This window comes from Caldalkalibacillus salinus, from assembly GCF_016745835.1.
In the GTDB taxonomy this organism is placed as follows: Bacteria; Bacillota; Bacilli; order Caldalkalibacillales; family JCM-10596; genus Caldalkalibacillus_A; species Caldalkalibacillus_A salinus.
The window spans coordinates 1-26,787 of record NZ_JAERVL010000016.1 but is presented as its reverse complement, the minus strand read 5'-3'; the positions used below and the strand labels follow the sequence as shown (position 1 = coordinate 26,787).

Below are 26,787 nucleotides of genomic sequence, written 5' to 3'. Positions count from 1 at the left end.
TATGAATGTTCAAACTTAATTAATGCAATGCTAGTGATATTAAATATATTTTTAATCTATATTTTTTTACAGCACGTTATCAGTCCAAACTTTATGATACCTACGATTAACAAAGCAGGTAACTGGGTGAAACGTCCATTTAAATCAAGTGTTTAAGCCAGTGCAAAAACTCTCGGGTGCTGTGTCATTCCGAGAGTTTTTTTGTATGTCTATAGGATAGGATAAGATGAAGCGAGCACCATTTAAAGGTAGTCAACAAGTCTATTAAGCTCTGACCACGGAGGATCATGATCAGACTTATTCACTTAATCTTTTTAAATTATCCCTAATCACAGTCCATTCGGTTTTTCTGAATGTGATTTCATGAGCCTGTTTTTCTTTACTAAATCGAACGGTGACATCCATCTTGCTTGGGTCATCCTTATAGAACCTTCCGTCGATCCTAAAGGCTATCTTTTCAGCTCCTATGTCTTTTAATAGTCTGACAGTATCCTGGGCAAGGTCTATGTTTATTTTATGATCGGCAGGTTCAACGCTGACATGCCCCTTGGCGTTAGACTCGTCATATCTATAGCATCCTGAACAATCTTGATGGGGAAAATAGTTAAATGTCCTTAGAAGTCGATACTGATAAAAACGTTTCTCCCAAGGTGATTCAAGTTCTGCGTTGTCCTCGACTAAAACTCGATCCGATCCATATAACTCATATCCATTGACGGTCGTCTCTGTTTCAACTTCGACCGTCTCAATATCGATCCGACTAGGGAAGGTGGATGGAAAGTATGGAAGCTCAGGCCACTCAACGTGCGGCACCAGTAAATTCTGAAACCATTCCTGTTTATTGGGGGGGAAGTGCTTGTAACGGTAACCAATCGTTAGCATACCATTCGTTTGATTGTAAGCCCCAGCCAGTAGTTCGCCACTACGAGTGAAGCCCCTAATCTGATAATAAGGATCTTCTGGTTTTTGTTCCCCCGAATGTCCAGTGCTTAGGAGCTTATCAATCTCCTCTAGTGTCTGTTTATCATATAATCTTTTGATTAGCTTTCCACTATCAGGATCATAGATATCAATGAGTTTCAAAGTACGACGTTCTTTTGTTCGATGTATAATACCCCTTACAGTATCATTGAATTCGGGGGCAGTGAAGACAAAAACCCTTTCCTCTGTCTTAAGGTACAGCTGGTTATTGTCCCCAATCTCAAAAGTTAAAGTATGAAAACGGTCATCCTCATGATCCTGCCGAAGTTCCACTATCAAATGGTCTGGAGGAAAGCGACCGCTGCTACTTTGCTCTGATGGTTTAGCTTTGGCTAAAGCCTGATAAAGCTGCACACCTTCCTCATCCTTCTCCGTTAAGAGTGTATAGGTACGTTGGGAATCACTGATCATGAGGTTAAAGCCATAGCCTTCAAGGTCCTCATGGAGATAAGTTGACATATGATCTCTAGGGTACAAAACGTCTTCAATGTAATGATGAATGGGCACTAACCCTAGGACAAAAAGAAAGGCACCGAAAAGAATCGCACGCCCTTTGATAACTTTGTTCAAGCTTGCTCGTTTTTTAAGCCATAAAGCAATTGGGATACCAATAGGGAGAGGAAACTGGTTGATTAAGAAACGAAATGTAGATAAGTTAGTGTATCCGAAGAGCTTAAATAACAAACCTTTTTCTTGTTGTCGCTCTGTCCGATAATAAATGAACAACACACCAACAGCCATAATCATAATAAAAAAGATAAAAGCAAAAATAATACTTTTTTGCGAATATGCCATACTGCACCACCTTTTAAAACTGTCCTTGCTCCTAACAATTTTAAACCTAACATCAACTATAATCTAGTACTCTAAAGCACTCTATTAACGCGTTATTTTAATTTTATTGTAACGTTTCGTCACGATGTGGGACTTATAGATAGGAGGAGCAGGAAGGAGGGGAAGTATTGCCAGATATTCAACACCTCTATAGAGCCTATCACCAACAACTGTATACCTTTCTACTTTACTTGTGTGGGAACGAACATGAGGCTGAAGAGCTTTTGCAAGAAACCTTTTATCAGGCCATTATATCGATTCACAGGTACAAAGGGGATGCGAAGGTATCGACTTGGTTGTATCAGGTGGCCAAGCACGTGTATCTCAAGTCACTAAGAAAAAAGGCAAAATGGACCAAAACGATGCTCGAAGATACACACCTTGTTTCATACAACCACCAACCAGAAAAACATGTTGTACAACAAGAAGAACAGGCCTATTTGCTAGATGTTATTTCAAAGCTCAAAGAACCTTATAAGCAAGTGTTTATCCTTCGGCATTTTAACGAGTTAAGTTTTAGGGAAATAAGTCACATTTTCGCCCATAGCGAGAATTGGGCTAGAGTGACTTTTTACAGAGCTAAGCAAAAAATCCAAGCCCAATTAAAGGAGGCGAATCGATGTGAATAAAATAAGCTGTCAAGTCATACAAGATTTGATGCCTTCATACTTGGATGACTTAACGAGCGAGGAGAGTAACACGTTAATAGAAAAACATATTAAAGAGTGTCCTGTTTGTCGAGAGATGCTACAACATGGAACAGAGGCGATACATACTCCGAATAAAGAAGAACAAGTGGAGGTATCTCCTCAGGGTGAGCATCACATCATAAAACGATTAAAACGTAAAGTGGTGCTGGTTCTATCCACCGTGGTGGTGACGTGTTTGTTGCTCGGTATGATTATGGGCTTTTATGGACCGGTTATTTTTCAAGAAGGAAATCCCGTGCCAGTTGTGAAAGGAATTGTCGAGCTACATGCCACAGATGCCGCCTACGCTCAAATATCGGATGGGCCAAGAAGATATATCTCCATTTACAAGCCTAGTGAAAACCATTACGATGTCATCAAAAGCTATCTGGCACAAGACGGTTGGCGTTACAAGGAACAGATGGGATCTGGGCTCGTGTTTGAGAAAGACGGAGAAACGAAAGTGGTAGAAACGAGATTGTTTACCAAACATTATTATATCTGGACCTTGCCTGAGCAACATACAAAGGAATATACAAGAGAGTAACGGGCCAAAACTCTAAAGAACAGAGGATTCATATACAGGGTGATGGTACATACTATTGTATACAAATACCACACCATTGAAAGGAGGGGGATCATTGGAAATATTATACTGGCTTATAATTGTCGGCTTTTTCTTACTCAGCTTCATCGGTCTTATCTTTCCCATTATACCGTCCGTTTTGGTTCTATGGGGTGGCTTCCTTGTCTATCGTTTCTTGATATCTCCTGATGAACTGTCCCTGTTCTTCTGGATCACGATGGCTGTACTCACCATTTTTATGTTTTTTGTCGACTTTATTGCCAGCCGGCATTTCGTTAAGAAAAGTGGGGGAAGTAGACGGGGTGAATGGGCTGGTATACTAGGTATTATTATCGGTGCCTTTATTTATCCGCCATTCGGTTTAATTATCGTGCCCTTTATCGCTGTTTATGCTGTAGAACTCACCCAAGAGAAAAGTTCGGATGAAGCCTTAAAAATTGCTCTAGGGACAATCGCTGGCTTTCTTAGTAGCACCATAGCCAAAGCGGTCATTCAGCTGGGCATGATTGGCTTTTTTGTTGTAGAGGTCATCTTTTAGATAGACTCATGAGTAAGGGGGCCAAAGTAGATAGCACGTTGAAGCCCCCTTTCTTCATGTACACAGATCCGTGGCACTATAGATCTGGCAAGAGAACGTAAGGAAAACATAACAAGAGGAGGAAAAATCATATGAATCGAACGTTAACCATCTACTACGATTTCTATTGACCATTTTGTTACACAGAGACGGTGTCTCTGCGACCTTTAGAAGAGGAAGGAATTCAGCTGCAATGGACGGCTTGGCAGATGCCAGAGGGAGCGCAACCCCCTCAGAAACCGGAAGGCTATGCGGAAGAGGCCAAAGCTTTCTTACAACAACTCATAGAAAAGGCTGGCCTGGTGCTAAACCCTCCTACGCATAAAGGAAGTACAATACCTGCCCATATTGGGAGTCAATTTGCGCGAGAAAAAGGGGTGCTATCAGCTTACCAGAAGGAAGTCTTTGCAGCAGTATGGCAACGGGACCAAAACATCGAGGATGTGAACGTTCTAACGTCCATTGCTGAAAGGATAGGCCTTTCTGGTCCTGACTTTGAGCAGGCTTTACAAGATAGGAAATATCAGCGCATGGTGGAATCAGACTTAGACCGAGCGGCTAAGAATAAGGTGTGGACGATCCCGGCTTATGAAGGACGCCAAGGCGCCATCTATGTTCATCATTTTAAAGATTTACCCGATCTGGAAGGGCTTAAATCCATCATATAACCAAATGGGGACACTCACGTGAAGGGCAAGGGAGGCATCGATATTTTGGACTACAGGATTGAAAAAGATACCTTAGGGGAAATCAAGGTTCCGGCAGATAAATTATGGGGGCCTCAAACCCAGAGGAGTTTAGAGAACTTTAAAATAGGGCAAGAAATGATGCCACAAGAGGTGTTGAGGGCTTTAGCACTATTAAAGAAGTGTGCAGCACTCACTAACGAGGAGCTAGGCGAATTGCCAGCGGAAAAGGCTCATGCGATCACCACTGCGGCGGATGAGGTCTTACAAGGGAAGTGGGATGAACACTTTCCGCTTGTGGTATGGCAAACGGGCAGCGGCACCCAAAGCAACATGAACATGAATGAAGTTTTGGCTAACCGTGCGAACCAAATATTACAGACAAAAGGGAGTCAACCTCGTGTGCATCCTAATGATGATGTGAACCGCGGACAGAGCTCTAATGATACGTTCCCATCAGCGATCTATATCTCCGGTGTCATGTTAGTCGAAGATAGATTACGGCCGTCATTACAAAGCCTACAAGCCACACTGGAGCAAAAGCAGCGTGATTATCAAGATGTTATTAAAATTGGTCGCACACACTTACAGGACGCGACACCGATGACCTTTGGGCAGGAGGTCAGCGCCTGGCAGCATATGCTTAAGAAAAACGACCAGATGATCAGTGAGAGTGTCCAACATATGAACGCCCTGGCCATTGGGGGAACGGCCGTGGGAACCGGTTTAAATGCCCACCCTGAATTTGGACAGCGAGTAGCGGAAAAGGTGTCGAAACTAACCGGACAAAGTTTCACATCTTCGGAAAACAAGTTTCATGCCCTCACTAGTTATGATGCTCTTGTCTATGTCCATGGCACGCTGAAAGCACTGGCGGCTGACCTGATGAAGATCGCTAATGACATACGGTGGTTGTCTAGCGGTCCAAGAGCGGGGTTAGGTGAGATACAGATACCTGCCAATGAACCAGGAAGCTCGATCATGCCCGGTAAGGTCAACCCGACTCAAAGTGAAGCCCTCACAATGGTAGCATGCCAAGTGATTGGAAATGACACAACAATTGGTGTTGCCGCTAGCCAAGGCCATTTTCAACTGAATACTTTCAAGCCTGTGCTGGCCCATAACTTTTTGCAATCAGTCAGGCTACTCGCTGATGCTATGGCTTCATTTGATGCAAAGGCAATCCAAGGCTTAATGCCAGACAAAAAAGCGATGGCGGAGAAAGTGAACCAATCATTGATGCTCGTCACAGCCCTTAACCCCCATATTGGCTATGAAAAAGCAGCCACCATTGCTAAATCGGCTTATGAACAAGGGATTACGTTAAAAGAAGCCGCTATCAACAGTGGCATCATGACGGCCGAGGCGTATGACCAATATGTGCAACCGGCTCAAATGACCAATCAAGGAAAAGAGGACGATGAAAAATGAGATTGCCAGCCATCTTACTAGGCATCCACATGGCCATAATCCTTGTATAGCTTGAGTCCAAGGTATAACATCATCAGCGAGTCAGGGTCCTCCAAAGACAATCCGGTCAATGTCTCGATGCGTTTTAAGCGGTAGCCGAGGGATTGTCGGTGAAGATGGAGGGCCCTAGCCGTTTGACTGACATTACTCTTATGTTGGATATACGTCATCAATGTGTGTGCCAAATGCATGCCCCTCTGTCGGTCATAAGCCATAATAGGTTCAATGGTTTCAGTAAGTAGCGCTTGCACCTCTGCATTCTCAGATAATGTAGCGAATAAACGATAGTGTCGCGTGTTCTGAAACGTACTTCGATGACCAGGTTGACGCTCACGGTGGCCAATTTGAAAAGCAAGATACGCTTCGTCATAACTCTCCTTGAAGGCGTTAATGCCTCTATTCATCACGCCTATACCCCACGACAACTTCAAACCTTGTGTTCGTTTCTCTTTTCTAAGCGCCTCTTCTACATGGCTGATATAGCGGTCAAGTGTGTCTAAACATAGGCGTTGGTCATGCACTTCTAGATTCTTAATTTCTAAATATATAACGAAAAGCGTTTCCTCATAAGCGATCATGATCTCACGGTACATGTCTTGGGCCATGCACTTTAACCAAGTCTTAATACTTGAGACTGTTTCTTCATACTCTTTTTTACTCGTATGGGCATTCATATGAGGGTGGACAACGAAACAAGCGTAAGGGAGATCTAAGCGATATTGAAATGTCTGATGACGGGATAAGCCGAGTTCACCAGCGCTAATGTCCCCCTGTGCTAAGCGCCATACGAAGTCCCCTCTCATTCTCAACTCCGTCTCGAGTATGGCATGGCTACGCTGAAAATAGAGGGCAGCCACTGAAGTGGCATGTTCCATGATACGAGACAACATTGTGGCCGTTTGAGGGAAGGGTACGCCTTGATTCTCCCCTAAAATCAGTAACATATAGCCTTTGACATCCCCGGCCACTTGTACGGTCCATACGAGTATATGACTTTGTTGATCATACACGGGCATAGCAGATAAGGTGACGGGTGTCTGTGAAGGGACAGTGTCATCAAGCTTTAGACGTTCAACTTCCCCTAACCACCATTCTGGGTCCCAACGACGTTTGAATGTAGACGTCCTGGGACTACTCCCCTGAATATACCCCCCTCTGTCTAGAATGAGGATAGGATAGCCTATTGTTTGTTGAATATGGCGGCAAAACGTGGACAGTTCAGCGCCTTGGATAAACAATTGTAAGAATTGTTTTTGGGCCTGTTCAGACTGATCTAATACATCCCTGTGCCACTGGTGTAACTGATTAATGACGGCTTGCGTGATGTCAGAAAAACGCACGCGCCACGGAATTTCAATAATGGGGAAATGTTGCGATTGAGCGTAAGATTTTACTTGCTCTGGGACCTGCGTGATATGGCGTCCTATGGCAATGATGAGAGCAGACGCTTGGGATTGAATGACATCTTTTACGAACTTAAAAAATAGCGCTGGAGAGTGTCCACAGCCAATGGCCGTGCTTAAAACGAGCTCATGAGGGCGTATGAAGTCTTCTACAGGTATTTCTATCACAGAAACTCCCTCTACGGGGATATGACTGACAGCGTCAGCACCTGAGCACACCACATGCTGGGAAGATAATAGCTCTAGGTCTAGGATATCCGCAACGGTGATAGACATAATAGCCCTCCTTTTTAAGGACTTTTTTTACGTTCGTGGCTCGTAAGGGTTGGGGATTGAGCAAAACGCAAAAAGACCTCTGAATCGACCTGATTCCCACTAATGATCACGACGACCTTATCATTTTTTTCAACGGGTAGATGTCCACAGAGGAGGGCGCCTATCCCTACTGCAGCCGCCCCTTCAACAACCATTTTGTGGTGCTTAAACATATAAGAGAGCCCCTGCAAAATCTCTTCCTCCGAGACCAAAGCACTACCGTCCATAAAACGTTGCACGAGAGGAAAGGTTAGTCGATTGGTTAACCCAATGCCACCTAGAAGACTATCTGCTAGTGTTTCTTTTTCTTCTAACTGTAAAGGCCGTCCTGCCTCAATGCTTCGTATCATGACAGGCGAAGCTGTAGGAGAAACGCCAGTAATATGAATATGAGGGACGTTCGTTTTTAATGCGAGTGCAATCCCTGCGAGTAATCCTCCACCAGAGAGAGGGATCAATACCTTATTAATTGAGGGAAGATCATTTAAGATTTCTAGACCCATGGTGCCTTGACCTGCGATGACATGAGGGTCGTCAAATGGTTCGATCAGTGTGAGACCGTGCTCAGATTGAAGGATATGGCAGTTTTCCGCTGCTTCATCCTGGCTATGACCGCTCACTTCTAACGTCGCCCCCGAACGTTCTAGCACATCAATTTTAGCTTGGGGGACGTTATGAGATACACAGATCACAGCTGGAATACCAAGCTGACGAGCCACGTAAGCGACGGCTAAACCGTGATTCCCTGTTGAGTATGTGGTGACCCCTTTCTCTCGTTCGATTTGAGACAAGCTCAATATCTTGTTTGTTGCCCCCCTTAACTTAAACGCACCAGTGGGATGAACGGTTTCCAACTTAATGTAAACCTCAGCTCCCACTTGCGCCGACACCACGGGTGAATAGATGAGTGGTGAGGGTTTAACAAGCGGGGAGATCCTTTTTTTGGCGAACCAAACGTCCTGTACAGAGGGGAAGTTGGTATACGCCGATGCTTCTTGGCTCACTTTGCTTACCTCCTTTGTCTCCTCCTCCTGACCGACAATGATTATTTATCAATATATTTTGAAAAAACTTTATATTACAACGTGTATAAAAAGTTCCTTGTAATTTCATACACTTTGCATGTTACAACGCCCCGGTCCTATTACGTACCATATGAGTAGTTGCATACATCAAGAACAAAATTTGTGTAGGGGGTGTTTAGGTGTGCACGCGTTTGAAATTTCTGAGTATCAATATCGGTTAAATAGAGTGAAAGAGGTGATGTCAGAAAGGGGCATGGACGTTTTGCTCGTCTCAGATCCAGCGAATATGAATTATTTGTCTGGGTATGACGGGTGGTCCTTTTATGTTCATCAACTATTGATTGTTTTACTAGAGGCGGACCAACCGATATGGGTTGGTAGGCATATGGATGCCAATGCGGCCAAGATCACCACCTGGCTTGACCCCAGTCACATCGTTCCTTACCCGGACGACTACGTCCAGTCTCTAAAGAAGCATCCTTATGATTTTGTAGCAGATATTCTACGGGAGGAGAAGGTAGAGAACGCGTGCATAGCAGTAGAATTAGATAACTATTATTTCTCAGCAAAGTGCTTTGACACCTTAAATAAACAGCTAACGAAGGCCACCTTTCTCGATGCCACATCACTTGTCAATAAAGTGCGCATTGTTAAATCCGACACAGAAATCACGTATATGAAAAGGGCAGCGGCGATAGTGGAAAACGCCATGAAAGTCGGGATCGATGCTATTGCCGAAGGGGTGAGGGAGTGCGATGTAGTCGGGCAAGTCTACGAGGCTCAAATCAGTGGGACCACCGAGTTTGGAGGGGATTATCCAGCGATCGTCCCACTTATACCTTCAGGAGAAAGGACATCAACGCCACATCTGACTTGGACCGAGCAGCCCTACAAAGAAGGTGATCCGGTCATCATTGAGTTAGCTGGTTGTTACCGTAGATATCATGCGCCTATGGCACGGACCGTCATGATTGGGGATCCACCACAAAATATAAAGGATTTAGCTGAAGTGGTCATCGAGGGCCTCAATGAAACCCTGGCACGCATTGGCCCGGGCATGACGTGTGAAGAGGTTGAGGCTGTGTGGAACAAAAGCATTGAGAAAAGTGGATTTATTAAAGAATCACGCATTGGTTATTCAGTCGGCCTCAGTTACCCACCGGACTGGGGTGAGCGGACGGCGAGTCTGCGTAAAGGAGATAAAACCGTTTTGCAACCGAATATGACCTTTCACCTCATTCCTGGGATTTGGCTTGACAATTATGGCATGGAGCTGAGTGAAGCGTTCCGTGTGACGGATAAAGGGTGTGAAACGTTAACCAATTTTCCACGACAGTTGTTCGTCAAGGATTAACGATCTCGGGGTTTAAGTTCAAGGGGGGAGACAGTTGATTGTCTTTGGTGAAGAAGACATTAGGTCCGTAGTAAGCCTAGACCAAGAGGTGATATGGGCTATTGAAAATGCCTTTACGGCGTTACATCGAAAGCAGGTGCGTATGCCGCCTATCATGCGGGTGGATGTACCAGAGCATGACGGTGAGGTGGATGTGAAGTCGGCGTACATGAAGGACCATCCAGCTTTTGCAATCAAAGTGTCTTCAGGCTTTTTTAACAATTACGCCTTAGGTCTACCGAGTGGCAATGGGTTAATGCTCTTAGTCAGCACGCAGACGGGTGTGCCTCAAGCCTTGCTATTCGATCAAGGCTATCTGACAACGGTTCGGACTGCTGCAGCAGGTGCCGTGGCAGCAAAATACTTAGCCCCGAAGAAAGCACAAGTGGCGGGGATTGTGGGTGCCGGTACTCAAGCGTATGAACAGCTCAAAGCGCTACAACTCGTGAGATCGATTGAAAAAGTGTATCTCTATAATCGAAACGAGGAGAGAGCACTCGCTTTACGTTCAAAGTTAACACGAGATCAACCCCAATTAGACGTTGTTCTCGCCTCCTCACCGAGCGAAGTGTTACGTCAGAGTCAAGTTGTGATGACGGCTACACCATCCGATCAACCCCTATTACGTGCAGAAGACCTGCACACGGGGGTGCATATTACCGCGATGGGGTCAGATGCGGAGCATAAACAAGAGCTTGACCCGTACATTTTGAAGCAAGCTGATCTTTTTGTCTGTGATGATAAGTCACAATCTTTAAGGATAGGGGAGTGGCACCACGCCGATCGATTAGGCATTTTCCCAGCGTCTCATGCAGCTACAGAATTAGGCCAAATCACGAGTGGGGACATACAGGGCAGAACGTCTGAGGAACAGATCACCGTCTGTGATTTAACAGGGACCGGCGTACAGGACACAGCCATCGCACTGTTGGCCTATCAGAAGTTGAAAGCACAAGGAGTGGGATTGACACTAGAAGATAGATAAGGAGGGCATTTTGCATGCGTATACATGAAAATAACAACGTGAATACACCATTACATGAAAGTGATCGCATGAGTACACGTTCGGTATGGGCCGGAGAAGGGGAATATTTGGTCCAGGGGGCCACTCAAACACCGGTCGTTCATAGTGTGTCTTATGGTTATGATGATCTCAATTATTGGCATGAAGTTGCTCAAGGGAAAGCGTTTGGCCATATATACAGTCGGAACACCAACCCCACAGTCAAGGTATTCGAGGAGAAGGTGCGACTTTTAGAAAAAGGAGAAGCGGCGACGAGCTTTTCAACGGGGATGGCGGCCATAAGTAATACCCTCTTCACGTTATTGGCGCCAGGTAAGCGTGTGGTGTCTATTAAAGACACTTATGGCGGGACGAATAAAATCTTTACGGAGTTTCTACCTCAATTCAATGTCGATGTGACCCTGTGTGATACGACTGATTATGAAGCGATAGAAAAAGAAGTGGCTAAAGGCTGCCAAGTACTCTATTTAGAAACGCCAACGAATCCCACAGTCAAAATTATGGACATTGCAAGGTTAGCTCAAGCGGGGCATGAGGTGGGTGCCACAGTCGTGGTCGATAACACCTTTGCCACACCCATCAATCAGAATCCTTTGACTTTAGGAGCAGATCTTGTCATTCATAGTGCGACGAAATTCTTGGGTGGGCATGCCGACGCCTTAGGTGGTGTCATTGTGGGAGGTGAGGCACTCGTAGAGCGCGTCTACCATTACCGTGAAATCAACGGAGCGACCTTAGATCCTCACGCCGCTTATTTACTCCTGCGAGGAATGAAAACACTTCAGTTACGTATTGAAAGACAAAATGAAAGTGCCATGAAAATAGCCAGATTTCTAAAAGATCACCCAAGTGTGACGGATGTCTATTATCCTGGACTCGAAACTCATATTCATCATGACGTGGCCACCAAGCAAATGAACGGGTATGGTGGGATGCTCAGCTTTGCCTTGAAAGGAGGGCTCGAGGCCACAAAACAATATCTGCCGTTGCTGAGATTGGCACATCTCGCCGCTAACCTTGGGGCAGTAGAGACAGTTGCAGGTCCGGCACGCACCACGAGTCATGTTGAGTGTACGAGAGAGGAAATGCAAGCCGTAGGTATTCCTGAAGGGCTTATCCGTTACTCGGTCGGTATAGAAGATGCAGAGGACCTCATTGCTGATCTTAAGCAAGCCTTAGACCAGCTACCCTTACAATTGAAAGAAAAAACAAATGAAACATCTGTTGCAGAGTCTTGAGTGTGTGGAGGAGGGATCGAAAGTGACCATGCATGAAACAGCCCAAAAAGCTCAGCAATTAAAAGAAAAGCTCGTGTCTATTCGTCGAGCTCTACATGCACACCCAGAATTAAGTTTCAATGAAATAAATACAGCTAAAACAGTCGCTCAAGCCCTACGTGATCTTGGAATGGAAGTGACCACTGATGTTGCTAAGACTGGCGTCGTGGGACGATTATCACGTGGCGAAGGCCCAACCATCGCGCTACGTGCCGATATGGATGCCCTACCAATACAAGAGCAAAACGACGTGAGTTATCGGTCACAAAACAGTGGTGTGATGCACGCTTGCGGTCATGACGCCCACACGACCATTTTACTCGGTGCTGCTGAATTACTAACAGAAGCTTTTAAGCAGCACTCATGTGAAGGAACAGTGAAGTTCATCTTTCAACCTGCGGAAGAAAACCCGGATGACAAGGGATTAACCGGTGCCCCATACATGATCCAAGAAGGGGTGCTTGAAGATGTAGATGCCGTGATAGCTCTCCATATGTGCCCGTGGGAACCGGTAGGCCATGTCCAGCTGAATGACGGTTATAGTATGGCCAATGTTGATATATTTCATGGCTCAGTCATAGGGACGGGTGGGCATGCCGCCTATCCCCATTTGAGTCACGATCCGATTCGAATGCTGGGACCGGTACTGCAGTCCTTGATGAGCATTGTTGGACGGAGAGTCACGCCTATGGAACCGTCCGTTGTAAGCGTGACTCAGATACAAACGGGGTCGGCGAGCAATGTTATTCCGACGGAGGTCAACATCTCGGGCACGATCAGGAGTTATGGGCAAGATGTGAGAGAACAACTCATAAGTGAAGTAGAAAAAGCTTTTTCACTCACCCGATCACTAGGTGGTGACTACACTTTTCTTATTGAAAGAGGGGAGCCCGCCCTTTACAACCACGCTAGTATGAATACTTTATTACAAAAAGTTATTCAAAGCATTTATCCAAACTTTCAAAAAAAGTTTGCGCCATTTGGTTTAGGCGGAGAAGACTTCGGGTATATGACAAGGGTAGTTCCTGGGGCTATGTTTTTCTTAGGTTGCGCCTTGCAGGACGGCCATGTTCGTGACTTACATGCTCCCGATTTCGATATTGACGAAGACTGTCTTCCAATTGGAGCGGCGATTCTAACTGAAACGGTAAAGTGGTTTTTACAGGGCAAGGGCCATAGTATCTCAGGGGAATCGAAGGGAGTGACAGTCGATGGAGCATAAACTCGCGCTGATAGGATTTGGTACGGTCGGTCAAGGATTTGCCGAGATTCTTGAGCAACGCCAAGGCTGGTTGGCAGAGGAAACGGGGATCAATTGTAAAATTGTCGCCATTTCCGATACACATAAGGGATCTGTATACCATCCTGATGGTCTGGATATTCAGACATTATTAAAGCTCGTACAACGGGAGGGAACCGTTGATTCATATCCACAGAAAGAAGGCCTTATACGTGGATTAAATAGTATACAAACAATACAGCAAACAAACGCCCAAACCATTATAGAGGTGGCGTACACGGATGTGAAGACAGGGCAACCGGCCATTGCCCACTGTGAGACTGCTTTTGAGGCAGGCAAACATGTGGTGATGAGTAACAAAGGTCCCGTCGCCCTCGCTTATCAATCATTGTCGCAATTAGCACAAGCGAATGATGTTCGGTGGGGATTCGAAGGGACAGTGATGAGTGGCACCCCGGCGTTAAGAATGCCAATCACGTCTTTAGCTGGCAACCGTATCAAGCGCATAAGGGGGATATTGAACGGAACAACAAACTATATACTGACGCGGATGGAAGAAGGCCTAGCATATGATGAGGCCTTAACCGAAGCGCAAGAACGAGGGTACGCTGAAGCTGATCCTACCAGTGATGTAGAGGGCTACGATGTGATGTATAAAGTGATGATTCTAGCCCAGGTCGTGTTAGGTCATGCTATCACGGCTGATGACGTACATGTGAGTGGTTTATCTGGTATGACGCTAAAGGATATAAAAAATGCTGCGGAGAAAGGAAAGCGGCTCAAGCTTCTCGCCGATCTCATGGTGGAGGACGGAGAGATCAACGCCTCCGTCCAGCTGGTCGAGGTGGATAGAGAAGATCCCTTGGCTGCTATTATGGGACCTAAGAACGCCATCACGTACACATGTGACATGTCAGGTGACGTTACCCTAGTTGGCGCAGGCGCAGGGAAAAAAGAAACGGGATACGCACTGTTCATAGATCTGTTAAACATACTACGTGATCAAATCTAACTGACACTCATACTGAATAGAAAGGTGTGAAGTTCTGATGAGGACACAAGTAGAAGGACAGAAGATGCTGCTCGGAGGTCAGTGGGTATCTCGTAAAAGCGTGATAGAAGTCAAAGATCCTCATAATCAAGATATTATCGCCACTGTGCCATCCGCAAGCAAACAGGATATGTTAAACGCCATAGAAAAAGCCAAGGAAGGATTTGAGATATCCAAAAACCTCGCCGTACATGAACGCATGACAATTCTTAACCGAGCAGCGAATTTAGTTGAGAAACGACAAGATAAACTCGCCCTTCTCATCGCTCGTGAAGGGAGCAAAGTGATTCGCGAAGCGAGAAAAGAAGTTGAAAGATGTGTACACACCTTAAGGATAAGTGCAGAAGAAGCCAGACGTTTACAAGGAGAAACGATTCCATTTGATCAGATGCCAGGTGCAGATCATAGAGTGGGACATTACTATCGTTTTCCCATCGGCATTATCGGCGCGATCACCCCTTTTAACGACCCGTTGAATCTGGTGGCTCATAAAATAGGCCCGGCCATTGCATCAGGAAATGCCATTATCGTTAAACCAGCATCTTTTACTCCTCTGAGTGCCCTGGCTCTTGCAGAAATTATGCTAGAAGCAGGCTTACCTCCCAAAATCCTGACCGTCATTACAGGGTCAGGCTCCACGATCTGCGACGAGCTCATTTCACACCCGGACGTCCGTATGATTTCGTTTACGGGCGGGTTGGAAACAGGAACTGAGATTAGTCATAAAGCAGGGTTAAAAAAACTGAGTATGGAACTCGGTTCTAATGCCCCTACTTTGGTCATGGCAGATGCAGACATAGATTTAGCTGTAGGGTCCACCGTATCCGGAGCTTTCTGGGCAGCAGGGCAAAATTGTATCGGTGTGCAACGTATTTTTGTCCATGAATCGATTATAAACGCGTTTACGTTACAATTTGTTGCTCGCACTCGCTCGTATCGGATTGGAGATAAACTGGATGAAAAGAGTGATATGGGACCTCTTATTACAGAGCAAGAGTCACAGCGTGTCGAAGTATGGGTGAACGAAGCGCTTGAAAAAGGAGCCACGCTGCTTTGCGGAGGAAGAAGAAAAGGGGCTTATTTTGAACCCACTGTCCTCACGGATGTCCCCCACGATTGTCGTCTGGCTCAAGAAGAAATTTTTGGCCCAGTCGTTGTGCTCGTGCCGTTTCACGACATTTCCGCCGCGATTCGACAAGCAAATAATGTAAATTATGGCCTTCAGGCAGGAATCTTCACTAGTAACATAGAACTAGCGTATAAAGCCATACATCAACTAGACGTTGGTGGGGTTATGATAAACGACAGTAGTGACTTCAGAATCGATGCGATGCCATTTGGCGGAGTAAAAGGCTCTGGACTAGGTCGTGAAGGAGTGAAAAGTAGTATTCAAGAAATGACAGAGCCCAAGGTCGTTTGTTTTAACCTGCAAGGTTAAATCAGCAAGACATACACCCCCAAGACATAGAAATATAAAAAATCGAGGAGGAGAAACATGTCGTACTTTAATCGAAACAGCTGGAAACTACTTTTGATGAGCATCATGATGATTTTAACCCTTGCAGCTTGTGGTGGTGAACCCGCAGGTGGAGATGCTGATGAAGGAAATGGAGAAGGAAGCGAAGATGTAACGACATTAGAGAGAGCACAGGAGAGAGGTTTTGTTGACGTTGGTTTTGCCAACGAACGTCCTTACGCTTATGCCACTTCATCAGGCGAATTGACTGGATTAAACGTTGAGATAGCAAAGGCTGTCTTTGCTAAACTAGGCATAGAAGAGGTTGATGGAACATTAGCACAATTTGGTTCTTTAATCCCAGGATTACAAGCAGAACGCTTTGATGTGGTGACGGCAGGCATGTATATCACGCCTGATCGTTGTGAACAAGCGACTTTTGCAGAGCCTGAGTATAGTATCGGGGAAGGGTTAGCTGTTCAGGAGGGTAATCCTCTCAACTTAAACAGCTATGAAGATATCATTGATAACCCTGACGCTACTATTGGTATTATGACGGGCGCCATTGAAGAGACGTATCTCAAAGATATGGGCATTGCTGATGGTCAGATTCAAAGCGTATCGGATAACGCTTCTGCGATTGAAGCCCTAAAAGCTGGTAGAGTGGACGCCATCACGATGACAGGGCCATCTCTACAACAGGTATTAGATACACATGGCGATGAAGGTATTGAAAGAGTGATGGACTTCACACAGCCTGTTATTGACGGTGAGAGTATCAGAGGCTACGGTTCTGCTGTATTCAGACATGAAGATACGGATTTCGTAGAGGCTTATAATGAAGGTCTGCAAGAACTGAAAGACAGCGGAGAATTACTTGAAATTTACGAAGAATTTGGATTCACAGAAGAGGAACTTCCAGGGGATGTGACAACCGAAAGCCTTTGTGCGCCCGCTGAATAAGAATAAGGTTGAAAGGCTCCCTAGGGATTTGTCTCTAGGGAATCCTTGTCTAACAAGAATGACAAATAAAAAGATCCAAGGATGTGATGACACTGCTTTCATCTGATGCCCTGCTGCTTTTATTAAAAGGAGCAGGCGTAACAGTACAGCTACTTATATACGCATCGATATTAGGTTTTATTATCGCTTTTATTGCTGGATTTGGCCGATTATCTCGATTTAAACTTGTGAGGGTTATCACCTTAACATATGTTGAATTCTTTAGAGGGACATCCCTTCTTGTACAACTATTTTGGTTCTTTTACGTGCTACCATTTTTTGGCGTGAGTCTACCTCCTTTATTGGTTGGTGTGATTGCACTCGCCATGAACTATGGTGCTTACGCATCGGAAATCGTAAGGGGTGCGATTGTGTCTATACCCAAAAGCCAGACAGAGGCTGCTATTGCACTCAATATGAGTCGATTTCAGAGAATGAAAAACGTCATTCTTCCACAAGCCTTTAAGCTCATGCTCCCTGGGTTTGGTAATATCAGTATCGAAATGTTAAAGGGTACTGCATTGGTTGTGCTCATTGGGATTCAAGACGTCACATATATTGTGAAAGAGGTCCTTATACCTAGCACTGGAGCACAACTAGAATTATATACCTTACTTTTATTTATGTATTTTTTGATCGCCCTTCCGCTCATTTTGATGGCTCGTTGGCTTGAGAAGAAAGCTTCAGTAGGGAGGGAGAGTGCATAATGGATAGAGATAAATTATGGAACTGGGAGTATGCGTTTGAAGTGTTTCCGCTTATTTTCGATGCGATTTGGATTACTTTCTCGGCAACAATATTAGGGTTTATTCTCGCTGCAATCGTTGGCCTCATATTGGCCCTAGGACGGAGAAGTAAACAGGCCGTTATCCGCTATCCGGTGATTGGCTTTATCGAGTTTATTAGAAGTACACCTTTACTTGTCCAACTATTTTTTATATTCTTTGCTTTACCACAGATTCCTGTTATTGGTCTTACTCTAGAGCCAATGGTAGCTGGGGTAATTGGGTTAGGCCTTCATTATAGTACGTACTTATCCGAGATCTACCGTTCAGGTATTGATTCAATCGCTAAGGGACAATGGGAAGCGAGCACATCACTTAATTTCTCCCGTTATCATACGTGGACAAAGGTCATCCTCCCGCAAGCGATTCCTCCTGTGATCCCCATGTTCGGGAACTATCTCATTGTCATGTTTAAAGAGACCCCGATGCTGATGTCGATTTCGGTCGCGGAAATGATGTATGTGGCCCAAACGTTAGGATCAGCACAGTGGAGGTATATAGAACCTATTACCATCGTCGGATTACTCTTCCTTGCCTTAAGTTATCCTTCTGCTTATTTGGTACGACGACTAGAGGCTAGAATGGGTCAACGATTTAGTAAGAAGAAGAAATTAACCAGAGAGGAAGTGACAATGTGAGTGAATCACTGCCGATAAAAGACCAAGAGACGACGGATACGCAAAGTGTGAAAGAGACAGCAGAACCCTTGGTCCGTTATGAAAATGTTAAAAAATCCTTCGACGACGTTGAAGTATTAAAAGATATCAGTATTGACATTGCACCAGGCGAAAAAGTAGCCATTATTGGTCCCAGTGGTTCAGGTAAAACCACTTTGATTAGAATGTTAATGACTTTAGAGAAACCGACGGCCGGGGTGATTTATGTTGATGGTGTGCCATTGTGGCACAAAGAAGAAAATGGTCAGCTCGTGCCGGCAGACGAGAAGCACTTACGTCAAGTCAGAGGAAATATTGGGATGGTCTTTCAGCAATTTAACTTATTTCCGCACATGACGGTACTCAGGAATTGTATTGAGGCCCCCGTACATGTCCTCAAAATTCCTAAGGAAGAGGCCATTGAAAGAGCAAAAGAAATGCTGGCAAAGGTGGGGTTAGAAGATAAGCTGGACGCCTACCCTTCACAGCTTTCTGGAGGACAACAGCAGCGTGTGGCCATCGCACGTGCGCTCGTGATGAGACCAAAAGTGATGTTATTTGATGAGGTGACATCTGCCCTAGACCCTGAGCTGGTAGGAGAAGTGCTTAACGTGATTAAAGATATCGCCAAGGAAGGCGAAATGGCGATGATACTCGTCACACACGAAATGGACTTCGCAAGAGATGTTGCTGACCGTGTCATTTTTATTGATCAGGGGCTCATCGTCGAACAGGGTAAACCAGAGCAAGTACTGCAGAATCCTCAGCACGAAAGAACGAGCGCATTCGTGGGGCGATTTTTGGCTGATACGCAATCATAAAATACCTAGAAGAAAAGGGACTTCCTTCATAAGGGGTCCCTTTTTCTGTCCTATGAAGCGGTATTCTCTTGAAGTACTTGTGATTTCATGTACTGATGGAAGAAGTATTCACCCACACCGATGATAATCGCCGCTAATAAAGCCAATGTGAACGGAACGAAAGCACCCAAAACGAAAGAACCGATAAACCATAGTTTAAACGTACACAGTCCAATATCAGCCAACGTGGCAATCATATTGTTGGTCATCGGCAATATAAACAAGTCTCCGACAACATATGAAACACCGACAGTCAGTAAAGATAATACGACGGTATTAACAAAGGGAAATTCATTAAACAATGTAAATAAAACCACTAAGGTTGCTGTAATTAATCCAGTTTTAATCAGTAATGCAGGCAAATGATGATCCATTTTAAGTCTCCCTCCAAGTATGTCTTTGGTTTTAGAATGAACTTAAGCGTGATATTTATGAGTACTAAAAAATGTATGTTGAATGAGTTCAAACGCTGGAGGAAGCATGGATTTAGGACTCATATGCTCATCTTTTCACAAATAGGACGAGACAATTCATATCAGACCTGATACACTAGTACTAGTAGTAAATAAATGACATCATTAAGCAAGATGAAAGGTCGTGTACATTATGGGAATGGAGTTTTTATATTTTCCTGATAATAAATTGGAGTATCTCCCGGCTGTAGCGTTCTTATTAGTGACACTCGTGGTCGCGATGTTTACGATGATCTTTATCATTAAGGCATCACAGAAAGAAGCACAAGAAGCCAAAGTGCTTGAAGAAAAGATGCTGAACGAACAAACGAAAAGTCAGAACAGTTCTGAATCAGAAGGAACAACGACACACACGCACGTTAAGCCTCGCCACTAGCAACGCTAGGCGCTTGTTCCTATTTTCATTTAGCGCAGTCTTCTTCACCTCTCACTACGACCCCTTATTGTAAAACCCCCATAAGAACTCTTGGAACACTTCGTCAGTGGGACTGAGCTTTCTCGATTTTGACGTGGCATACCCTACTGTCCGTGTGACCTTAGGTTCACTAATGGAAACGTGAACAGGATTAATGGGGCCACTTTCTCTTAGGGAGATGGCGGGTAATAAGCCCACACCTAAACCAGCCGCTACGAGCCCTCTTATCGTGTCCGTCTCTTCCCCTTCAAACGCGATTTTGGGTGTGAATCCGGCTCTCTGACAAGCATCCATGACGATTGTTCTCAGTTTGAATCCAGAGCGGAAAACCACGAAAGGTTCAGAACGAAGCTGCTCCAAGCGCAAACTTTTACTTCCGGCCAATGGGTGTTGCGGTGGTAGGATGGCAATCATCTCCTCAGTAAAAAGAATATGCCCTTGTACCTCAGGGTTATCCTCCGGTACGGGAGATACAAGCGCCAAATCAATGTCCCCGTCTACAAGGTCCTCCAAAAGTTGATCGACCATCCCTTGTCGTAGCAAAAAGCGCACATTGGGGTGCTCCTTACGAAACTCGGATACAACCCGAGGTAAGGTGTACGCAGCTAGGCTATGAGGAAATCCGACCCTGATTTCCCCACGCTCAGGATCTAGAAATTCCCGTATATCCTGTAGCGCAAGATCGATTTCACTCATCGCACGATCCACTCTCTTAAGAAATACTTTACCCATAGGTGTTAGCTTCACATTACGTCCCTCTCTGATAAACAACTGAACATTCAATTCATTTTCCAAATTAGCAATTTGCCTACTGATCGCCGATTGAGCAATATGTAGTTCTTCGGCCGCTTGAGTGACATGTTCTTTACGAGCGACTTCCATAAAATATTTTAACTGTCTAAACTCCATACTTTTCGCCTCCGATCGGTCGTACCTGTTCAAATATCCTTCTTTCTTAAACAGAGAAAACTAAGCAATAAGCAAGGGTAAGAAAGCGTTGAGCTATAAAAAAGATAAGCGTTAACATAAAAAGTCAAAATTATTGAAAAGAGTCGTCAAGAATAACGAGTGGTCCAGCATAACGATAATGTAATCATATCACAATTAGATTGTTTTTATCTAAATAATATATTGGAAAGATGAGTTGTTATCTCATACAATAAATATAACAAAAATGACACAAGATCAATCAAAAGGAGAGAACCCTAATGAAACCGATTACATGGATGGTAGGGGGACAACAAGGGGATGGCTTCAGCTCTAGCGGTGAAACATTCGCTTTAGGACTGAGTCGTCTAGGCTACTGCATTTATGGTTATTTCACTAACTCATCTAGGATCATAGGAGGGCACGCCAATTATCGTGTGCGTATTAGTCCTTACGAAAGTCTAGCTAATGCAGACGAAATTGACATTCTAGTCGCTTTCGACAAGGAAACAGTCGATGTCAACATAGATAAACTCCGAGATGGCGGTGTCATTCTATGTGATACCTCCCTTGATATAGAACTTCCTGAGAATCATAGCGTACAGTTGATTCAAGTGCCTATAATGAAAACAGCTGAAGAGCTCGGTACAAAACTGGTTAAGAACATGGTTGCCGTGGGTGCTTCAGCTGCATTAGTGAACGTCAAACCGGATGTGTTTCTCTCTATCATGGCGCAGCGTTTTGAACGAAAAGGTGAAAAAGTCGTCCAGATGAACACCGAAGCCATTCAAAAGGGCTATGACTACGTAATGGAAAACGTCACACTCAAACAAGATCTTTCTTTACCCGACGTGCCTCAAAGCAAGCGCATGCTGATGACAGGTAATGATGCCATAGGACTAGGTGCTGTCACAGCTGGTTGCCGTGCGATGTATGCCTACCCTATTACACCCGCAACAGATATCATGGAATACTTAGCGAAGAAACTGCCACAACTCGGTGGGATTGTCCTACAAACAGAAGATGAGATCGGTGCCATTAACATGACCATTGGTTCCGCTTATGCAGGAGCACGCACAATGACGGCCACATCCGGTCCAGGTTTTGCCCTCATGATGGAAGCCGTGGGATTGGCAGGTATGACAGAAACCCCTTTAGTCATCGTGAACACCCAACGTGGGGGGCCAAGTACGGGTCTTCCAACCAAGCATGAACAAAGTGACTTGTTCTCTGCTTTATATGGAAACCATGGAGAAATTCCTAAAATAGTCTTAGCCCCAAGTACAGCAGAGGAGTGTTACTACGACACGATCCGCGCCTTTAATCTGGCAGAGACGTATCAATGTCCCGTTGTACTATTAACGGATTTGGCCTTATCACAGGCGACCCAATCAGTGAACTATATCGAGCCTGAACCCCCTCAGATTGAGCGAGGTAAGTTAAAGCCATTGCCACACAAAGCGGATATCGATGTCGAAGCGTTAGAATCCCAAGCCCCTGAAACACGTTATGAACAATTTAAGCGCTTCGAAGATGCAGAAGACGGTGTGTCACCACGTGTACTTCCAGGGACACCACAAGGACTTCATCACGTGACGGGGGTTGAACATAGTGAAGTGGGGCGTCCATCGGAAGACAAAGTGAACAGGAAAAAGATGATGGGGAAACGTCTCAGAAAAATGGAACATGTTAAAGTATCAAACGGCGTTGAAGTACAAGGCAATCAAGAGAGTGATCTCCTCGTGATCGCTTGGGGATCGTCCAAAGGCGTTATTCGCGAGGCGATTGAGCGGGTTCAGGAACAAGGCTATAACATAACTCACGCGCATGTGAAGGTGGTTCTGCCGTTCCCTACAGAAGAGCTTAAGCCTTATATTGAGGGTACGCAGCATATCCTCTTTATAGAGAACAACGGAACAGGACAGTTATCAGCTCTGACACACCAATTAATCAATGATCTACCAGAATCCAAAAACCTTCTCAAGTATGATGGTGAACCGTTTTACCCACTAGAAATAGAGACTAAATTAAGGGAGATGAAAGAATGGCAACAACGTTCAAAGACTTCCGTAACGATGTAAAGCCCAATTGGTGCCCGGGGTGTGGACACTTCTCCATACAGGCAGCCATTCAGCGTGCAGCAGCCAAACAAGATTTGAATCCTGAACATCTAGCCGTCGTGTCCGGAATCGGTTGTTCCGGTAGAATATCAGGGTACGTGAATGCCTATGGATTCCATGGTGTACACGGTCGAGCCCTGCCAGTCGCACAGGGCGTTAAGCTAGCGAACCCTGAGCTTACCGTCATTGCTTCAGGAGGGGACGGTGACGGCTATGCGATTGGGATGGGACACACCATCCACGCCATGCGTCGTAATATAGATATGACCTACATCGTCATGGATAACCAAGTGTACGGCCTCACAAAAGGACAAACGTCACCAAGAAGCCGAAAAGGATTCATGACGAAAAGTACGCCAAGCGGTGCGATGGAGAAACAAACCCAACCCATGCAGCTTGCTTTATCTTCAGGTGTTGGATTTTTAGCCCAGGGTTTTTCTGGAGACCTAAAGGGCATTGTTTCTCTGATTGAAAAAGGCATACAGCATAAAGGATTCTCCCTTATCAATATATTTAGTCCATGTGTCACATATAACAAAGTGAACACATATGACTTCTTCAAGGAGAACATTATTAAATTAGAGGATGAAGAGGCCTATGATCCTTCAAACCTAGGCATGGCCATGCAGAAATTGATCGAACACAATGGGCTTGTTACAGGTGTGATATATCAGGATCACGAGCCATCCTTCACAGACCAAATACCTGATTTTGATGACAATCCTATTGTTCATCAAGACCTTAACCTCTCTTCAGAAAAAATCAAAGGGCTTGTGGATGAGTTCTGTTAAGTTCTCATTTTGTTAAGATCTAATATGAAACGCTTATTAATTTAACACATCCGTACCCCTAGGCTTACATCGCCAACTCAAAGGGTATTCAAGATATAGATATAACCAAACGTCATCTATAGGATAGGAGTGTTTGATAAAGCTTGGTGGACCTAGTTCGCCAAGCTTTTTCAGATATCATTTCATTTAAGGGGCTGCTTTGCTATGATAGTGATTAAAAGGTCGTTTGTTCTCATCATAAGGAGACGTGTAAATTGACAAACATACTCATAACAGGAACGTCTAGTGGATTCGGTCTCGTCACGGCGATTGCACTTGCCAAACAAGGTTATACGGTGATTGCCACGATGCGGTCTCTACAACGTAAGGACAAGCTTGTTACACAAGCTGAAGAGGAGGGCGTTTTACACAGACTGATCCTCAAAGAGCTTGACGTGACCAATGAAACCGAGGTACACCAGGTTGTGCAGGATATACACTCAACGGTTGGGGGCATCGATGTTCTTATCAACAATGCAGGGACGGCTATAGGCGGCTTTATCGAAGAGGTTTCAATGGAAAAATGGCGAGCGCAGTTTGAGACGAATTTTTTTGGTTTAGTGGCGCTCACACGTCAAGTGATTCCGCTCATGCGGAAACAGGGTAAGGGGAAGATCATCAATATGAGTAGTATTAGCGGGCGTATAGCGTTTCCCGCATTGGCACCTTATGCCTCCTCTAAATTTGCGGTGGAGGCTTTCAGTGAGTCTTTACGTTTAGAGTTGAAACCGTTTAGCATCGATGTTGTACTCATTGAACCAGGCGCGTACCAAACGGACATATGGGATAAGGGTATGGCATCAATTCAGGATCAAGAGAAGGAAGAAACCAGTCCCTACGCTGTAGGAATGGCTAACATGATGAAACAAATGCAAAAAAACGCCATTTCATCCACACCGGTAGATGAAGTGGTTGCTCTGATTGTTAAAGTGATTAGTCACCCTAATCCCAAGTTAAGGTATATGATCGGAAAGGGTGTCAAACGCAATGTACTACTAAAGCACTTCTTACCATGGCGCTGGCTAGAGAGGATTATTGTGAACGTCGTGTACCGTTCAAAAGCAAAATAACAAGCCGTTTATAACCACTAAAAATTAAATTGACAAACGTTAAAGGTAGCAATAAAAAAGCTGGCACCTAAGGCGCCAGCCTTTACAGTATGAAGGATGTCATATTCAGTCCTATCATTTAAAATCTTATACTTGTAGGTACTGCTTCAGGGTCTCTGCATCAGCACGGTTTCCAACGAAAAACGAGCCAAACTCACCATATCTCGCGCTGACTTCGTCAAAGCGCATTTCATAGATTAATTTTTTGTAAACGACAGGGTCATCAGCAAACAACGTCACGCCCCATTCCCAGTCATCAAGCCCGACAGAACCAGAGATGACCTGGGTGACCTTACCCGCGTATTTACGACCAATCATACCGTGGCTGCGCATCATTTGACGACGCTCGTCCATGTCTAGCATGTACCAGTTGTCGCTACCTTCTCTGCGCTTATTCATCGGATAGAAACAGATATGTTCAGTCTTAGGCAGAATAGGCTTTAGACGACCTTGTATATATGGATCCGTTTCAGGGTCCACATCGTCTGAAGCCACGTAGTTACTTAATTCTACAACAGACACGTATGAGTATGTTGGAATGGTAAATTCAGCTAACTTTGATTTATTGAATACGGTCTCAATGTCATTCAGCTCCTGTAAAGTTGGACGGAGGTGCATGAATACGAGATCGCCTTTATGACCCACAACCGTATAAACAGCTGTGCTACCTTCTTTCTTATCCTCCGTATTTAGCCACTCTTGTTGGAGGCTTAGTAGCTCATCAATGGCTTGTTGACGTTCATTTTCACTAGCCGCTTTCCATGCTGCCCAGTCGATGGAACGAAAATCATGTAGGGCAAACCAGCCTTCTAAAGTTGATAATGCTTCACTCACAACACTTCACTCCTTCAACGTAAGGATATCATAGTACAACAATACAAACCTCACGGGATCTGTGATTATCGATAAAAGTATATCATATCTGGATAAAAAACCAAATGAACATGCCTTGAACAATGCACATCTTGTACTCAAGGATAAAAAGAGTGTGACCACTCCTCCAGTCGCTCGCTACATGACTCATGTGTAAAAGAATGCAGAAGCAATGAATACGTCTTATAAAATTGAAATATCAGTGCAAACTATACGTAAGTTAGATCAGGAGATGGTACGGAGGAGGTATCTTAACGATGAATCAGGAACAAATTAAAAACAACGACAACCAGCCACTTGACCCACCTAACGATCCGGCAGTACAACAATCCCTGTATGAGCCTTCAGCAGAAGAGGCTAGAAGAATGAAGGTGGATATATCGAGTAAAGTAGCAGGGCACATCCATGAAGGTAAGATCGTTTTTGAAGTGGATGACATGGAGATTGGACAAATGGGGTTAACTTCGGAGGATGGGTCAATCGAATTACATGAAGGCTACGGAATAGAAGATGGGAAGATATATCAAATTCAAGTGGAAGGCCAAGAAGAAGACCATTATGTTGAAGGTTGCAATATGGGTTGGTGTTAGGCGGTTGTGGTGTTCAAGATATGCTATCCCAAATCGAAAGACATTCATGTCCCTTACACCTTATCTTTTTCAATCGTAATAATAAGACAAAGAAAGGAAAGAACACATCCCGTTCTTTCCTTTCTTGATTATAGGGGAAA

The 26,787-nt window shown here is 44.7% G+C and carries 25 protein-coding genes and 1 pseudogene; 20 read left to right on the top strand and 6 right to left on the bottom strand.

Going from position 1 to position 26,787, the window contains the following annotated elements:
- Window positions 1-297: 297 nt before the first annotated feature.
- Window positions 298-1,776, bottom strand: coding sequence for a hypothetical protein (locus tag JKM87_RS11055; protein WP_202080425.1), 1,479 nt, complete (start codon window positions 1,774-1,776; stop codon window positions 298-300).
- Between the two features lie 167 nt (window positions 1,777-1,943).
- Here JKM87_RS11055 and JKM87_RS11050 point away from each other — a divergent pair, with 167 nt between their 5' ends.
- The 5 genes and pseudogenes from JKM87_RS11050 (at window position 1,944) to fumC (ending at window position 5,784) form a co-directional block, all read left to right on the top strand.
- Window positions 1,944-2,444 carry an RNA polymerase sigma factor gene (locus tag JKM87_RS11050; RefSeq protein ID WP_202080424.1) on the top strand — a complete coding sequence of 167 codons (501 nt, stop codon included), beginning with the start codon at window positions 1,944-1,946 and terminating at the stop codon, window positions 2,442-2,444.
- Window positions 2,437-3,051 carry a zf-HC2 domain-containing protein gene (locus tag JKM87_RS11045; protein ID WP_202080423.1) on the top strand — a complete coding sequence of 205 codons (615 nt, stop codon included), beginning with the start codon at window positions 2,437-2,439 and terminating at the stop codon, window positions 3,049-3,051. Before JKM87_RS11050 ends, JKM87_RS11045 begins: the two co-directional genes overlap by 8 nt.
- 94 nt (window positions 3,052-3,145) lie before the next feature.
- The gene (locus JKM87_RS11040) at window positions 3,146-3,628 is read left to right on the top strand and encodes a DUF456 domain-containing protein (protein ID WP_202080422.1); all 483 of its coding nucleotides are present in this window, start codon (window positions 3,146-3,148) and stop codon (window positions 3,626-3,628) included.
- 182 nt (window positions 3,629-3,810) lie between these two features.
- Window positions 3,811-4,335 (top strand): annotated as a pseudogene (locus JKM87_RS11035) (DsbA family oxidoreductase); the annotation flags it as partial.
- A 45-nt stretch (window positions 4,336-4,380) separates the two neighbouring features.
- Window positions 4,381-5,784, top strand: coding sequence for a class II fumarate hydratase (fumC, locus tag JKM87_RS11030; RefSeq protein WP_202080428.1), 1,404 nt, complete (start codon window positions 4,381-4,383; stop codon window positions 5,782-5,784).
- A 17-nt stretch (window positions 5,785-5,801) separates the two neighbouring features.
- Here fumC and JKM87_RS11025 read toward each other — a convergent pair whose 3' ends face one another.
- Entirely contained in the window at window positions 5,802-7,502 is a 1,701-nt protein-coding gene (locus JKM87_RS11025) for a PucR family transcriptional regulator (protein ID WP_202080420.1), read from the bottom strand.
- A 14-nt stretch (window positions 7,503-7,516) separates the two neighbouring features.
- Complete coding sequence (locus JKM87_RS11020) at window positions 7,517-8,545, bottom strand: pyridoxal-phosphate dependent enzyme (RefSeq protein ID WP_202080419.1); 1,029 nt, start codon at window positions 8,543-8,545, stop codon at window positions 7,517-7,519.
- A gap of 202 nt (window positions 8,546-8,747) precedes the next feature.
- Between JKM87_RS11020 and JKM87_RS11015 the strand changes: the two genes are divergently transcribed.
- The 10 genes from JKM87_RS11015 to ehuA all read left to right on the top strand — a co-directional run bounded on the left by JKM87_RS11015 (window position 8,748) and on the right by ehuA (window position 19,271).
- Window positions 8,748-9,920, top strand: coding sequence for a M24 family metallopeptidase (locus tag JKM87_RS11015; protein WP_336885167.1), 1,173 nt, complete (start codon window positions 8,748-8,750; stop codon window positions 9,918-9,920).
- A gap of 34 nt (window positions 9,921-9,954) precedes the next feature.
- On the top strand, window positions 9,955-10,944 hold the full coding sequence (locus JKM87_RS11010) for a cyclodeaminase (RefSeq protein ID WP_202080417.1): 990 nt from the start codon (window positions 9,955-9,957) through the stop codon (window positions 10,942-10,944).
- Window positions 10,945-10,958: 14 nt separating this feature from the next.
- A complete protein-coding gene (locus JKM87_RS11005) occupies window positions 10,959-12,221 on the top strand; it encodes a cystathionine gamma-synthase family protein (protein WP_202080416.1) in 1,263 nt (420 codons plus the stop codon).
- A gap of 28 nt (window positions 12,222-12,249) precedes the next feature.
- The gene (locus JKM87_RS11000) at window positions 12,250-13,482 is read left to right on the top strand and encodes a M20 metallopeptidase family protein (protein ID WP_202080427.1); all 1,233 of its coding nucleotides are present in this window, start codon (window positions 12,250-12,252) and stop codon (window positions 13,480-13,482) included.
- Complete coding sequence (locus JKM87_RS10995; protein ID WP_202080415.1) at window positions 13,472-14,512, top strand: homoserine dehydrogenase; 1,041 nt, start codon at window positions 13,472-13,474, stop codon at window positions 14,510-14,512. The genes JKM87_RS11000 and JKM87_RS10995 overlap by 11 nt, the downstream gene beginning before the upstream one ends.
- Before the next feature lie 37 nt (window positions 14,513-14,549).
- The gene (locus JKM87_RS10990; RefSeq protein ID WP_202080414.1) at window positions 14,550-15,989 is read left to right on the top strand and encodes an aldehyde dehydrogenase family protein; all 1,440 of its coding nucleotides are present in this window, start codon (window positions 14,550-14,552) and stop codon (window positions 15,987-15,989) included.
- Between the two features lie 57 nt (window positions 15,990-16,046).
- Complete coding sequence (gene ehuB / locus JKM87_RS10985; RefSeq protein WP_202080413.1) at window positions 16,047-16,970, top strand: ectoine/hydroxyectoine ABC transporter substrate-binding protein EhuB; 924 nt, start codon at window positions 16,047-16,049, stop codon at window positions 16,968-16,970.
- A gap of 86 nt (window positions 16,971-17,056) precedes the next feature.
- A complete protein-coding gene (gene ehuC, locus JKM87_RS10980) occupies window positions 17,057-17,716 on the top strand; it encodes an ectoine/hydroxyectoine ABC transporter permease subunit EhuC (RefSeq protein WP_202080412.1) in 660 nt (219 codons plus the stop codon).
- Window positions 17,716-18,432, top strand: coding sequence for an ectoine/hydroxyectoine ABC transporter permease subunit EhuD (gene ehuD / locus JKM87_RS10975; protein WP_202080411.1), 717 nt, complete (start codon window positions 17,716-17,718; stop codon window positions 18,430-18,432). Before ehuC ends, ehuD begins: the two co-directional genes overlap by 1 nt.
- An 8-nt stretch (window positions 18,433-18,440) precedes the next feature.
- Window positions 18,441-19,271 (top strand): ectoine/hydroxyectoine ABC transporter ATP-binding protein EhuA, encoded by an 831-nt coding sequence (gene ehuA / locus JKM87_RS10970; RefSeq protein WP_272899203.1) that lies wholly within the window; start codon window positions 18,441-18,443, stop codon window positions 19,269-19,271.
- A 50-nt stretch (window positions 19,272-19,321) separates the two neighbouring features.
- Here the strand turns inward: ehuA and JKM87_RS10965 are convergent, their stop codons facing one another.
- Window positions 19,322-19,684 (bottom strand): DUF2512 family protein, encoded by a 363-nt coding sequence (locus JKM87_RS10965; RefSeq protein ID WP_202080410.1) that lies wholly within the window; start codon window positions 19,682-19,684, stop codon window positions 19,322-19,324.
- Window positions 19,685-19,922: 238 nt separating this feature from the next.
- Here JKM87_RS10965 and JKM87_RS10960 point away from each other — a divergent pair, with 238 nt between their 5' ends.
- Window positions 19,923-20,159, top strand: coding sequence for a hypothetical protein (locus JKM87_RS10960; protein WP_202080409.1), 237 nt, complete (start codon window positions 19,923-19,925; stop codon window positions 20,157-20,159).
- Between the two features lie 54 nt (window positions 20,160-20,213).
- Here JKM87_RS10960 and JKM87_RS10955 read toward each other — a convergent pair whose 3' ends face one another.
- Window positions 20,214-21,107, bottom strand: coding sequence for a glutamate biosynthesis transcriptional regulator GltC (locus JKM87_RS10955; RefSeq protein WP_202080408.1), 894 nt, complete (start codon window positions 21,105-21,107; stop codon window positions 20,214-20,216).
- 299 nt (window positions 21,108-21,406) lie between these two features.
- On the opposite strand from JKM87_RS10955, the gene JKM87_RS10950 reads away from it, so the two are divergent.
- From JKM87_RS10950 to JKM87_RS10940, 3 genes are all read left to right on the top strand, one after another.
- A complete protein-coding gene (locus JKM87_RS10950; protein ID WP_202080407.1) occupies window positions 21,407-23,206 on the top strand; it encodes a 2-oxoacid:acceptor oxidoreductase subunit alpha in 1,800 nt (599 codons plus the stop codon).
- A complete protein-coding gene (locus JKM87_RS10945) occupies window positions 23,170-24,036 on the top strand; it encodes a 2-oxoacid:ferredoxin oxidoreductase subunit beta (RefSeq protein WP_202080406.1) in 867 nt (288 codons plus the stop codon). The genes JKM87_RS10950 and JKM87_RS10945 overlap by 37 nt, the downstream gene beginning before the upstream one ends.
- 254 nt (window positions 24,037-24,290) lie before the next feature.
- Window positions 24,291-25,145 carry an SDR family oxidoreductase gene (locus JKM87_RS10940; protein WP_202080405.1) on the top strand — a complete coding sequence of 285 codons (855 nt, stop codon included), beginning with the start codon at window positions 24,291-24,293 and terminating at the stop codon, window positions 25,143-25,145.
- 126 nt (window positions 25,146-25,271) lie between these two features.
- Here the strand turns inward: JKM87_RS10940 and hemQ are convergent, their stop codons facing one another.
- Window positions 25,272-26,018 carry a hydrogen peroxide-dependent heme synthase gene (hemQ, locus tag JKM87_RS10935; RefSeq protein ID WP_202080404.1) on the bottom strand — a complete coding sequence of 249 codons (747 nt, stop codon included), beginning with the start codon at window positions 26,016-26,018 and terminating at the stop codon, window positions 25,272-25,274.
- A gap of 296 nt (window positions 26,019-26,314) precedes the next feature.
- On the opposite strand from hemQ, the gene JKM87_RS10930 reads away from it, so the two are divergent.
- Window positions 26,315-26,647, top strand: a complete 333-nt coding sequence (locus JKM87_RS10930; protein ID WP_202080403.1) for a DUF2553 family protein — start codon at window positions 26,315-26,317, stop codon at window positions 26,645-26,647.
- Window positions 26,648-26,787 lie beyond the last annotated feature (140 nt).